At 67.7% G+C, this 13,920-nt stretch carries 5 protein-coding genes; 3 read left to right on the top strand and 2 right to left on the bottom strand.

The features are described 5' to 3' along the window. Positions 1–231 precede the first annotated feature (231 nt). Positions 232–8,925, top strand: a complete 8,694-nt coding sequence (locus tag AB0447_RS20870; RefSeq protein WP_366478175.1) for a DNRLRE domain-containing protein — start codon at positions 232–234, stop codon at positions 8,923–8,925. Positions 8,926–9,048: 123 nt separating this feature from the next. Beyond that, positions 9,049–9,537 (top strand): hypothetical protein, encoded by a 489-nt coding sequence (locus AB0447_RS20865; protein WP_366478174.1) that lies wholly within the window; start codon positions 9,049–9,051, stop codon positions 9,535–9,537. Between the two features lie 353 nt (positions 9,538–9,890). Here AB0447_RS20865 and AB0447_RS20860 read toward each other — a convergent pair whose 3' ends face one another. Continuing rightward, positions 9,891–11,048, bottom strand: coding sequence for a glutamate--cysteine ligase (locus AB0447_RS20860; protein WP_366478173.1), 1,158 nt, complete (start codon positions 11,046–11,048; stop codon positions 9,891–9,893). Between the two features lie 442 nt (positions 11,049–11,490). Between AB0447_RS20860 and AB0447_RS20855 the strand changes: the two genes are divergently transcribed. Next, positions 11,491–12,714, top strand: coding sequence for an MFS transporter (locus AB0447_RS20855; RefSeq protein WP_366478210.1), 1,224 nt, complete (start codon positions 11,491–11,493; stop codon positions 12,712–12,714). A 41-nt stretch (positions 12,715–12,755) separates the two neighbouring features. Here the strand turns inward: AB0447_RS20855 and AB0447_RS20850 are convergent, their stop codons facing one another. After that, the gene (locus tag AB0447_RS20850; RefSeq protein WP_366478172.1) at positions 12,756–13,808 is read right to left on the bottom strand and encodes a YncE family protein; all 1,053 of its coding nucleotides are present in this window, start codon (positions 13,806–13,808) and stop codon (positions 12,756–12,758) included. Positions 13,809–13,920 lie beyond the last annotated feature (112 nt).

The raw sequence follows: 13,920 nt of genomic DNA, 5'->3' as shown, positions 1-13,920 counted from the left end.
AGCGAGCGTAAAAATCGGGCGAACTGAACTCCCTTCGGCTAATTAATTGTCCTTTATGTCGTCAGGGTTGACCAGGTCTCGGAGAAGTGGTTAGAAATCCCGCGGCAACGCTCGTGACCTCGTGGTTCGTCCCTTCCGCGCGGTCACCCCGCATTGCTCCAAGCTGGGCGGAAACCTCCGCTCCGGCTCGTTCGGCGCGCCCATTTCGCGTGCAGCGATGCGGGTGCGTCGATGCCGAAAGGTGTTGAGGTGAAAGTTCCGTACAGGAGATATATCTCCTGTCTGGTCGCGTCGGCGGTAGCGGGCACGCTATTGCCGCAGATCGCGTATGCGGCTCCCGCATCGCCGTCGAAGGACGACGGCAAGGGCGTCATCGACACGATCGCGGGTTGGTTCTCGGACGACGACGAGGAGCTGAGCAAGCCCCCGGTCGGCGGGAAACTGGAGGTACCCAGCCGGGAGAAGTTGCCGAAGGGCGAGAAGCTCCCGAAGGCGAAGCGGGTCAAGGAGCTGACGGGCAAGCGCACGTCGCAGGCGCGTTTCTGGCAGCTGTCGGACGGCCGGATCGAGGCCGAACTGACGGCGGTGCCGACGTCGTACAGGTCCGGGAACTCCTGGAAGCCGGTCGAGACCACCGTGCGCTCCACCCAGGACAAGGGTTTCGACTTCGCCAACACCGCGAACGCCGGCAAGAGCTGGTTCGGCTCCGACGCCGGAAGGTTCATGCGCTTCGAGGCGGAGGGCGGCGGGGCGGTCACCTTCGGGCTGACCGGTGCCGGTGCGCTCAAGCCGGAGGCGAAGGGCGACCGGGTCCTCTACAAGGACGCCGTCTCCGGCGCGGACCTGTCGTACCGGGTCGGCAACGGTCAGGTGAAGGAGGACATCGTCCTCGCCGAGCGCCCGGCCGGTCCGGTGTCGTTCACCTTCACCCTGGACACCGAGGGCGGTCTGACGCCGCAGACCCGCAAGGACGGCTCGATCGCCTTCTTCGGCGAGGCTCCGGGCACTCCGGTGATGGTGATCCCGGCTCCGTACATGACGGACGCCAAGAAGGATCCGCAGTCGGTCACCGGCGGCACCTACAGCACCGAGGTCACCCAGAAGCTGACTAAGGACGCCGACGGCAAGGGCTGGAAGCTGACCGTCACGCCGGACGCCAAGTGGCTCGCGGCGAAGGAGCGTCAGTACCCGGTCGTCATCGACCCGACGATCACGATCACGCCGATCGCCTCGGTCTCCGAGGACACGATGGTCCTGTCGGACCAGCCGGCGGTGAACTTCAACAACACCTGGAAGCTGTCGGTCGGCAAGACGGACACCGGCATCGCCCGTTCGCTGATCAAGTTCCCGCTGAGCGAGATCCCGGCGGGGGTGAAGGTCGACGCGGCCCGGCTGAGTCTCTACTACGACCAGGCGCACACCACCAACGGCAACGTCGTCGCTCTTGAGGCGCACCGGGCCACCGGGGCGTGGAGCGAGGCGGGCGCGACGCCGGCGACCTGGTCCAACACCAGCGCCCTGGTGGGTGAGCTGTCCGGCACCACGGTGTCCCTGGACGACGGTGACTCCGGTACGGCGGCGGTCGGCGAGTGGCCGCGTTCCACCACGACCGGCGGAGCCGCGACCAACGACGACTACGCCTACAACAAGAACGCGCTCACGGGCGAGTCGTACACCTGGCAGCCCAGGGTCCCGGAGACCGACAGCTACCGGGTGGACGTGCACTACCCGGCGGCGGCGGACGCGGCCACGGCCGCCCCGTACACGGTCACCCACAACGGCGGCACCAAGAACTACACGGTCAACCAGACCGGTACCGGCGGTGTGTGGAAGACCCTGGACGCGGCGGAGCTGAGCTTCGCCAAGGGCAACGCCGGGAAGATCGTCCTGGGTGACACGGGCTCGGCCACGACCCGTACGCTCGCCGACTCGGTGCGGCTGGTGAACCCCTCCGAGATCACCAAGGCCGCCTGGGACTACAACAAGTGGCATGACTTCCCCGTCGCCGACACGGTCCAGAAGTGGGTCTCCGGTACGGCGACCAACCACGGTTTCGTGCTCAAGGCCAAGGACGAGTCGGGCACCGCGCCGACCGGCGGCCCGCGCTACGCGGCTGCCGACGGCAACGCCTACGGCGGCGAGACGTCCACGTATCCGCGTCTGACGGTGACCTACGGGGCTGTCGGCACGTCGCTGAACTCGCCGACCGTGGTCCACTCCACCGGCCCGGAGCTTTCCTGGCCGGCGTACGCCAACACCAGCGGCGACACTGGCCTGGACATCGCGGAGTACCAGCTGCACCGCTCCACGCAGCAGGTCTTCACCCCGTCCGCCGCGACGCTGATCGCCCCGATCGCCTCGACCGCGACGACGTACACGGACACCACGGCGGTGCCGACCCCGGACTCCAGCTCCAGCGAGATCGGCAAGTCGTACTACTACCAGCTCGCGGTCAAGGCCAAGAACGGCCAGCTCCTCGGGTCGCCGACCCGCATCTTGGGCATCCCCAAGGCCGGCCGGACGATGAGGATCATCCAGGCGGGTCAGGTCGACACCACGCTCTCCTCGCAGCAGCCGACCGTCAACCACGACGGCCTGGTCTCAGGCAAGGCCCAGACCTGGCTGAGCGTCGGCAACAACTCCGGTACCTACGGCAAGACCCGCGCCGCCCTGAAGTTCCCCACCACATCCATCCCCACCACCGCCACGGTGCTGGAGAACAAGATGTACATGTGGGGCGCGGAAACCACCAGCACCACCAACGGCGCGATCTACGAACTCCACTCCCTGACCCGGGACTTCACCGAGACCCAGGCCACCTGGAACAACGCCAACTCGACCACGCCGTGGACCACCGCCGGCGGTGACTTCTCCGCCACGGTGTCCGACACCGTGCCGCAGATCACCGACGAGGTCGGCCGCCACTGGTGGGACGCCACCGGACTCATGCAGTCCTGGGTCAAGACCCCCACCCACAACAAGGGCGTCCTGGTCAAGCTGAAGGACGAGACCACCACCGGCCCGCAGGAGCGCACCATGTTCCTGTCGTCCGAAGCCTCGGACCCCCAGCTGCGTCCGTACATGCAGGTCATCTACGTCGACGCGACGACCGAGGACACGTACTACGCGCCGACGACTCCGGCTCGTATGACGCCGAACTCGCAGTACACGGTCGAGTTCACGGTCACCAACACCACCGCCACCGCGTGGGCCGCGGGCGAGCGCCAGCTCTCCTACACCTGGAAGCTCCCCGACGGCACGGACGTCACCACCGGCGGCAACCAGCTCTCCACCGCGATCCCGGCCCTCCTGCCGGGCAAGTCGGCGACGATCCAGGCGCAGGTCAAGACGCCGATCAACTCCGACAACGGCAACAAGCGCAACGAGTACGTCCTCGGCTGGGACATCAAGAAGGTCGCCGACGGTACCTGGCTGTCCGCCGGCACCGGCGCCATCCCGTCGCTGAAGCAGAACGTGGCGGTGGAGGACCCGACCTCCAACCAGATCGGTCTGGAGAAGTTCTACGGCTACACCGGCAAGAACACCGGCGCCGGCGCCAGCCTGATGAACAACCTCGCCTCCGGCAACACGGTGTGGTCGTACAACGCGTTCAACAACCCGGGTCGGGGTCTGAACACGTTCTTCCGGCTGGCCTACAACTCCCTGGACACCTCCGACACGGTTTCCGGTCACGGCTGGTCCATGCAGGCATCGGGGCCGATCCGGCTCGGGGCGCCGCTGGACTTCCACCCCAACCCCAACCCCACCGAGGTGCGCCTGCCCGATGGCGACGGCACCACCCACGTGTTCCGTTGGGACTCGGTCACGAGTTCGTGGAAGGCGCCGGCGGGTGTGCACTACAAGCTGGCCGCCAAGGCAGGTCTGGACTGCAAGCCGACCAAGGACCCGGTCCCGGACGCCTGGACCATGACCCGGCCGGACGGCAGCCGCTTCCTGTTCGGCTGCGACGGCTACCTGACCTCCACGGTGGACAAGAACGGCAACACCCTGCTGTTCACCTACGAGGAGCGGAAGTCCAACAACAAGCCGACCAAGTTCCTGACGTACATCACCGACCCGGCGTCGCGGCAGACGCTGACGGTGGACTACTTCAAGAAGGGCGACTCCTCCTACGAGTACGTCTCGGGCACCGGCACCATCGCCACGGGCTCGAACCTGACCAACTCCAAGATCTACGACCACATCAAGTCGGTCACCGACGTCTCCGGTCGTAAGATCAACTTCTGGTACACGGACAAGGGTCTGCTCGGCCAGTTCACCGACGGCGTGGGAACGTCGCAGCCGAAGGTGTTCAAGTTCACCTACGACGCCACGCAGGGCAACAAGAACGTCAAGCTGGTGACGGCCACCGACCCCCGGGGCAATGCCACCAAGCTGGCCTACTACGCCCCGCAGGTCGGCGACGACCCGAAGTACCACTGGTGGACCAAGACCATCACGGACCGGCTGAACAACAACACGACGTTCGCCTACAAGGCCAACGCGACGAACACGAAGTTCACCGACACCGAGGTCACGGACGCCGAGTCGCACGCCACGGACTACGTCCTGGACGACTTCGGCCGCCAGGTGAAGGCCACCAACGCCAAGTCCGAGATCGTGGACATGTCCTGGGACACGGACAACAACGTCATCCTCCTGAAGGACGCGAAGGGCGCCCAGACGACCTGGACGTACGACCCGAAGACCGGCAACCCGCTGACGATGAAGGACGCGGAGGCCAACAAGAACGGCACCGCGGGGACGGCCTACACGTACCAGACGCGCGCCGACGGCTACTCGGCCGATCTGTTCACCAAGACCTCCCCGGAGGGCCGCAAGTGGCAGTTCGGTTATGACGCCTTCGGCAACCTCAAGACGGTGACCGACCCCAAGGGTGCCGCCACCTTGTCGGTTCCCGACGACTACACCACCAAGTACGACTACGACGTCTACGGGCAGTTGACCAAGGCCACCGACGCCAACGGCAACGCCACCGTCAACTCCGACTTCGACTTCATGGGCTACCCCAAGAAGATCACCGACGCGGAGAACCACGCCACCTCGTTCGTCTACGACGAGCGCGGTCAGGTCACCTCGGTGACCGACGCCCTGGGCACCACCACCACCCAGACCTACGACGTCTTCAAGCGTCCGCTGGTCAACAAGCTGCCCAAGGACCACGCGCAGGGGGTGTTCATCACCACCCCGGCCCCGGTGTACGACGCCAACGACAACGTCACCACCAGCACCGCCGCGGACGGCGTGGTGTCCACCGCGGTCTACGACTCCGCGGACCAGGTGACCGCGGCGACCGGCCCGGACAACAACCTGAGCGGTCGCACGACGCGCTACACCTACGACAAGGTCGGCAACGTCAAGACCACGACCGAGCCCAAGGGTGTGGCGACGACCTCCGTCCCGGACGACTACGTCACCACCAGCACCTACGACGCGATCTACCAGCTCGTGTCGGTGGTGAACGCCAAGGGTGAGAAGGTCTCCTACGAGTATGACAACGTCGGCAACCCGGTCACGGTCATCGACCCGAAGAAGAACGCCACCGCCGACACGACCGACTACACCACCAAGACCGAGTACGACCTCAACCACCGCGTGACCAAGGTCATCGACGCGGCCGGCAAGTACACCACCACCACGTACGACAAGGACTCCCTGGTCGTCGAGAGCACCGACAAGGAGGGCAACAAGTCCCAGGCCGTCTACGACGAGCGCGGCAAGGTCATCGAGCAGAAGGTTCCCTACGAGGGCACCACGGTCCGGTCGACCAAGTTCGAGTACGACCAGATGGGCAACAAGACCAAGGTGATCAGCCCGCGCGGCACCGCCACCGCGACCGTGGACGACTTCACCAGCCGCATCGAGTACGACAAGCTCAACCGCCCGGTCAAGCGGTTCCAGCCCTACGACCCGGCGGACGCGCGCTACAACGACCCCAACGTCTACACCCAGACGACCTACGACACGGTCGGCCGCACCTCGCGCGTCTCCGCGCCGCCGTCGGAGGGTCAGACGGTCCGTAACGACACCGACTACACCTACTTCGACAACGGCTGGACCAGGACGTCCACCGACCCGTGGGACATCGTCACCTCCTACGGCTACAACCAGACCGGTCAGCAGATCTCGCGCACCCTCACCTCGGCCGGCGGCTCCAGCTCGCGGACCCAGGGCTGGTCGTACTACCCCGACGGCAGCCTCCAGGCCCGCTCCGACGACGGCGTGCCGGTCGGCGCCCACGTGGTCGTGGCGGACAACTCCGACACCCAGACCGTCTCGGCGACCGGCACCTGGGCCACGGCTTCGGCCACCGGCCAGCAGGGCTACGACCACCGCACCCACGCGGCGGGGACGTCGACGGACACGTTCACCTGGACTCTGAACGTTCCGCAGGACGGCACCTACACCGCCTACGCGAAGTACCCGACGACCTCGGGTGCCTCCACGGCGGCGAAGTACACCGTCACCCACGACGGCGGCACCACCGACAAGGCGGTCAACCAGACCACCGGTGGCGGCAGCTGGGTCTCGCTGGGCTCGTTCACCTTCAAGCAGGGGAACACGTCCAAGATCACCTTGGCCACCGATGCCTCCGGCAAGGTCGTCGCCGACGCGGTGAAGATCGTCCGCCAGGTCACCGAGACGGACAACGAGAAGAAGGACTTCACCTACTCGTACGACCTCAACGGCAACCTGACCTCGATCACGGACGGCTCCTCGGGCGCCAAGATCGACACGTACACGATGACCTACACCGACCTCAACCAGGTCCAGAAGGTCAGCGAGTCCCTGTCCGGCGTCGAGAAGAAGGCCACGTCGTTCACCTACGACGCCAACGGCCAGAAGGCGACGACGACCCACCCCGACCAGTACGCGACGTACATCTACGACCTGCGTGAGCTGGTCAAGACGGTGAAGGTCGGCAAGTCCGTCTCGGACGCCTCGCCGAAGGTCACCGACTACACCTACACCGACCGCGGCCAGCGGCTGAAGGAGACCAAGGCCAACGGCAACACGGTCGACTACACCTACTACCTGAACGGCGCGCTCAAGACCCAGAGCGAGAAGAAGCCGAACGCCACCCTGGTCTCCTCGCACACCTACGCCTACGACGCCAACGGCAACCAGGCGCAGGACGTCGCGTCCAAGATGAACGCCGAAAACCACGGCGCGTACCTGAACTCCACCACGAACTACACCTACGACCCGGTCAACCGGCTCGCCCAGTCCGTGAAGACGGGCAGCGCCGCGGGCACCGAGACCTACGTCCACGACGACAACGCCAACGTCGTCACCCAGACGATCAAGAACGTCACGACCAACTACACCTACGACCGCAACCGGCTCCTCAGCTCGAACATCGGCGCCGCGACCAACAACTACAACTACGACCCGTACGGACGACTGGACACGGTCGTCGCGGGCGGCAAGGTGGTCGAGGACCGGGACTACGACGGCTTCGACCACGTGGTCAAGAACGCCAAGCTGCAGGCCGACGGGGTCACGAAGAAGTCCACGACCTACGTCTTCGACCCCCTGGACCGCACGGCATCCAAGACGGACGCCGACGGCAAGACCACCGACTTCAACTACCTCGGTACCTCCAGTGAGGTGCTCAACGAGGCCGTTGCCGGCGAGGTCACCAAGTCCTACCAGTACAGCCCGTGGGGCGAACGCCTGACACAGCTGAAGCGCAACACCGACGGCTCCGAGGAGCTCGGCGTCTACGGCTACAACGGCCACACCGACGTCGAAACCCTCACCGACAGCAGCGGTGACACCAAGTCCACCTACGGCTACACCGCCTACGGCAACAACAACGACGCCGAGTTCACCGGCATCGACAAGCCCGACACCGCCCAGCCCGACAAGGAGGCGTACAACCCCTACCGCTTCAACGCCAAGCGCTGGGACTCCGCCAGCGGCACCTACGACATGGGCTTCCGTGACTACAGCCCCGGCCTGAACCGCTTCACCAGCCGGGACATGTACAACGGCGCCCTGGCCGACATGCGGCTGGGGTCGGATCCCTTCACCGGGAACCGCTACGCCTTCACCGGCGGCAACCCGATCAGCGGCGTCGAGATCGACGGTCACTGGAGCGACTGGTGCGAAGGAGGCAACTTCTGCCCCTGGGACGACAACTTCGCCAACGCTTGGGTCGGTACCGTCACGACGGTCGCCGACACGCTTGCCAGCCCCGTGATCGCCGCGGAGCCGATTCTTCGGGACCACTGCCCCTCGTGCTTCGGAACCCCCGGTAACCCCAATGGTGTGGACCTGGGATTCGAATGGGTCTCGGGCAGCGGCCCCAAGAAGCGGGACTTCGGCGGAAACGACGCCTTCACGCAGTCGCTCATGGACCACTACCACGTCCAGCGCGTGCGGGAGATCGCGACCGACAACATCAGCGGCGGAAACTACAATCTGGGTGCGAAGGTCGCCCAGTACGAGAACAAGGACACGGGCCGCATAGAGAACAACGGCCTGAATCATTCGCTGTCCACCAAGACCCTCTACATGGACTTCACGACGAACATGTCCGCGGCGTTCCTGGGTTCCTACAACATGGAATACACCGTGAAGTCCATCGACAAGGAGGCGGGGACGGCGACCATTCAGTTCCATGTGACCAACAAGAGCACCATGAACTCCGGAACGCATATCGCCCCGGAGCTCGGCGGGTACAGCGATTGGTGGAGCGAGAACATCGGCGATCGCCTCAACGACTATTACGACACGGGGCGTTTCGCCAGGAAGGAGCAGGAAATCACGTGGACGGAGACGGTCGACCTCGACGACCCCGCGGCTCCGTCGCAGTCGTCGTCGACATCGTCATCGTCGTCGGGGGACTCGGGTGGCTTCCTGGACTCCGTGACAAGTTGGCTGGGCAGCCTCTTCTGATGGCAGCCTGAAGCGCTCGCTCCCGCCGGTTGTCCGGCCGGGACGCGCCCTGAAAACGGCGGGGCCGCCCCCAGGAACCCCTGGGGGCGGCCCCGCCGCCCGGAACGACTGAAAGCAGATGGCGTGAAGCCCGACGTATTTCGTATCAGTGCAAGCCTTGCGGCTGCCACCCTGACAGTTCTCGCCTCGACCGCCTGCGGGCCGAGCGGGCCCGCCCGCGTCTTTCCGGAGGCCGTGCAGCATTCCGAATTGGTCGGTCGATGGGACGGAGCGCCGGAATGCAGAAAGCCGCTTCCGGTCATTCGACTGCGTGACGACTACGGCTTCTCCGTCAAGAATTTTCCGATCGAATGGTCCGGCCCCGGGCCGGACGACGACAAGGTGACGCGCCTTACGGTCGACGGGAAATGGCATGCGGTCAACAAGGACCCCGGCCTGACGCCCTATCTGGTGCTTCGTTTCGAGAATCGGAACGACCACAGGTCTCTGGCGTTCTATGTGGAGAACGGGGAGCTGCGGATGAGCGGGAGTGTCCCGGCGTACGGGGAACCCGGCGAGTCATACTCGTGCACTTACAAGCGCACTTCCGCCGACCCTGAATCCGGCCTGTAGCGAGTCTGTCCGCTCGGCAACGTGGTCGGTGCCTGCCGCCGTCACGGGGACGGCCGACAGCCGGCGGCCGGCAGCCGCGTAGGGTGATGCGCTGGACAGCGTGACCCGGGCAGATCAAGGGAAGATCACCGCCCCCGCCAAGAGCCCCTTCGGCACCCACGCAAAGCCCGAAGCGGGTCATTCGGTCCACCATCCCCCTGCGCCTGTTGGGGATACGACGGCTGACCGGCGCGGTCGCTGACCACAGGGTCACCCACACGGGTTCGAGTCCCACCCGCCCCACTGCAAGCCGCAGGTGCAGAGACGTTCGCACCTGCGGCTTTTTGTTGTTGTGAGGCCCGTCACGGCGGGGGTCAGAACGCTTCCGTGGCGTCCGCCAGGTGGCGCAGGACGTCCGTCAGGTCTCCTCTGCGGGCGAAGGCCGCGCGCTGGCGGTGGGCGCCCGAGCCGTTGCGGAGCAGGGAGGCCAGGGTGGTGGCCGCGTGGTCGAGGTCGCCCACGGCCGCCAGTTCCGTGGCGACGTGGCCGAGGAGCGCCTCCGCGAGGTCGGCGGCCGGGAGTTCGGTGCCGGTGTACGGGTCCAGGCCGAAGCCCTCCAGGCCGTCGTGGGCGGCCCGCCAGCGGGCCAGTCGCAGTACGTCGTCCCGGGCCTCCGGGGCGGGCTGCCGGGCGGAGATCTCGCGCAGCGCGGTGGCGACCAGAGCACGGGAAAGTTCGGCCTGGAGCACCGCGGTCTCGATGTCCGGGGACATGTCGGGCGCCCGGATCTCGAGCGTCGGCCAGTTCCCGGAGGGGCGGAGGTCCCAGTAGACCATCTTGGTGTCGAGGGCCGCGCCGGAGCCGAGCAGGGTCTGCACCGAGCGCCGGTAGTGGGCGGTGGAGGTGAAGTGCGGGGGGAGTCCCGCCGACGGCCAGGCCGACCAGGCCATGGCCCGCCAGCTGGCGTGGCCGGTGTCACGGCCCTGCCAGAACGGCGAGTTGGCGGCCAGCGCGATCAGCGTCGGCAGCCAGGGGCGGACCCGGTTGGCCACGGCCACGGCGGAGTCCACGTCGAGGGTGCCGATGTGGATGTGCCGACCGCAGCCGACCAGGCTGTCGGTGAGCGAGCCGAAGCGCCGGTGCTGTTCCCGCTGGCGGGGTTCGTCATCGGTCAGGTGCAGGGGCCCGTCCAGGGCCACCACGGGAGAGGGGCTGGCGAGCAGCCGGCAGCCGTGCATCCGGGCCGCCTTGGCGAGGGAGCGCCGCAGGGCGCCGAGCTCCTCGCGGAGAGTGGCGGCCGAGTCCGCGACCGGGGTGGCGATCTCCACCTGGTAGCGGGTGCCCTCGGCGTGCAGCTGGTGTGGTTCCCCGGCGGCAGTGGCGAGGACGAGCGGGGCGGCCGGGACCACCTTGAAGGTCCGGGCGTCGACGAGGAGGAACTCTTCCTCCACCCCGACCGTGAGCGGTGCCGCTCCGGCCCGCCCGAAGATGCGCAGAGTGTTGCTCGCGGTTCCTTTGCCAGGTTCGATCACTACGCCTCCCTGGACATACGAGTCTTTCATCATGGGCTGACGCGAGGTGGGGAGCGCACGTCGATTCAGTCAAATCTCTTGGGGCGGTGGCGAGTTACCGGCCCGGAAGGGCGGGCTCCGCGACCCAGGGGTCCGGTGGGGTGACTGGTGCCGCTGGGTGCCGGCCGGTCGCCGGTGCCCCGGCGGATTCCGCGTCCCAGCCGGGCCGGCGGCGGGCCGTGCGGCGGGCCGGCAGCGCGCCCCGGACGGGCCGGCGGCGCGCCCCGGCCAGGCCGACGCACGGCCGGTTCGGCGGGCCGGTGCGGGGCCGGATTAATTCGGGAGACCGGAAATCCGCGCCCGGTTAGCATCCCGTGTGACCCGCACCCCCTCCCCGACCCAGCCGGAGGACCAGGCCCCGCAAGGCCGGGACCCGGACCATACGGCGCCGCCCCGGCGGCGGATCTTCGCCGATCTCACCCCGCTGCGCACCTCGCCCGACTACCGGCGGCTGTGGGTCGGCAACACCATCTCCTGGACGGGTGCGGCCATGACCGTCTTCGCGGTCCAGCTCCAGGTGTACGACATCACCCGGTCCAGCCTCTCGGTCGGAGTCGTCGGGCTGTGCTCACTGGTCCCGCTGATCGTCTTCGGCCTGTACGGCGGAGCCATCGCCGACTCCGTCGACCGGCGCAAGCTGGGCCTCGCCAGCTCCGGCGGGCTGGGCGCGCTCTCGGTGGTGCTGGCTGCCGCCGCGCTGCTCGACTACCACCGGGTGTGGCTGCTCTACACCGTGGTCGCCCTGCAGTCGGTGTGCGGTGCGCTGAACTCGCCCGCCCGGTCCGCCATGATCCCCCGGCTGCTGCCGCCCGAGCAGCTGCCCGCCGCCAACGCACTGAATTCGGTGACCACCACCTCCGGCTTCATGCTCGGCCCGATGGCGGGCGGGCTGGTCGTCGGCCTCTGGGGCTACCAGGCCGCGTATCTGATCGATGCCGTCGCGTTCACCGGTGCCTTCTACGCGATGTGGCGGCTGCCCTCGATGCTGCCGGAGCGGACGGACGGCAAGCGGGGCCGGGCCTCGGTGTTGGACGGGCTGCGGTTCCTCGCCACCCGGCCGAACATCCGGATGACCTTCTTCACCGACATGGCCGCAATGGTGCTGGCGCAGCCGAAGGCGCTGTTCCCGGCCATCGCGCTGATCTGGTACGGCGGCGATGCCGTGACCGTCGGCCTGCTGGGCGCCGCCACCGCGGTCGGCGCGCTGCTCGGCAGCGTGTTCTCCGGATGGCAGGGCCGGATCCGCCGGCACGGGGTGGCGATCCTGCTGTCGGTGGCGGCCTGGGGGCTGGCCGTCGCGGTGTTCGGGGTCACCCGGAACCTCTGGCTCGGACTGTTCTTCCTGGCCGTGGCGGGCTGGATGGACTCCATCTCGATGGTGTTCCGCACCACCATGCTCCAGGCCGCCACCCCCGACGAGATGCGGGGGCGGCTGCAGGGCGTCTTCATCGTGGTGGTCGCGGGCGGGCCCCGGCTCGGCGACTTCCTGGCCGGCACGGTCGCCGACCTCACCTCGCCGGAACTGGCCATCACGGGCGGGGGACTGGCCTGCGTGCTCGTCGTGGCTCTCCTCGCCGCCCGCTGGCGCGGCTTCGCCCGCTACGACGCGCGGTCGCCGCAGCCCTAGGAGGCGTGGTGCGCCGGGGCCGGGCGGATCCGCCTGCCGGTTCAGCGCGACGGCTCGAGGTCGATCACCGACACCGCGCCGCAGCAGGAGTGGGTGAGGTAGGCGCGGCGGCCGTCCGCGGTCACCGCGATTCCGTCCGAGGTGCCACCGACGGGGATGGGGGTGCCGGTCGCCTTGCCGGTGCTCGTGTCGATCACGGACACGGACTCTGCTCCGGAGTGGGTGACGTAGACGCGGTGACCGTCGCGGGTCACCGCGACATCGTTCGGTTTGAAGGCGACGGGGATGGGGTCGCCGGCCACCGTGTCGGTCCTCGTGTCGATCACGGCTACGGTGCCCGACTGGTCGGTGACGTAGACGCGTTGCCCGTCCGGCGTCACGGCCACGGCGTACGGGAAGCTGCCGATGCGGACGGGCAGACCGGCAACCTTGCCGGTGCTCGTGTCGATCACCGAAACAGGGACGGGAGATCCGAAGCCGCCGTTGGTGACGTAGGCGCGCCGGCCGTCCGGGGTGATCGCCACGCCGATCGGGGTGCTGCCGACGCGGAGAGGGCTGCCGATGACCTTGTTGTCCGTCGTGTCGATCACGGACACGGAGTCCGATCCGGCGTTGGTGACGTAGGCACGGCGGCCGTCCGGGGTGATCGCCACGTCGATCGGGCTGCTGTCGGCCTTGAGGAAGACGTCGTCGACGACCTCGTTGGCCGTCGTGTCGATCACGGACACCGAGTCCGACAGGGCGTTGGTGACGTAGGCGCGGCGGCCGTCGGGAGTGACCGCCACCCCGAAGGGGGTGTGGCCGGTACGGATACGGCCGACCACCTTGTTCGTCCTCGTGTCGATCACCGACACCGAGAACGACCCCGAGTTGGTGACGTAGGCGTGGTGGCCGTCCGGTGTCAGGGCGATGCCCACCGGACCGCTGCCCACGTGGATGGGGCGGGGGGCGGCCACCGCGGTCGGCGCGGCGGTCCACGGCGGCAGCAGCACACCGCCCAGCGCGAGCAGGACGGCCAGCAGGAACCGGACCGCACAGCGCCCGGCCCGGCCCGGGAGGACCGAGTACCGGCGATGGGAATCGAGGCTGCTCACGGCGACCTCCTGTCCGTGAGGCATCAGGCGGGCCATGCTGCGCTCTCTGCTCCCCAGCATGACCCCTTCACCCGCACCTGCAACCGCAGCCCGGCCCGTACCCTCCGCGCCG

It is taken from the genome of Streptomyces sp. NPDC051211, from assembly GCF_040689505.1.
Taxonomy (GTDB): Bacteria; Actinomycetota; Actinomycetes; order Streptomycetales; family Streptomycetaceae; genus Streptomyces.
This window is presented reverse-complemented; position numbering and strand designations above follow the sequence as displayed.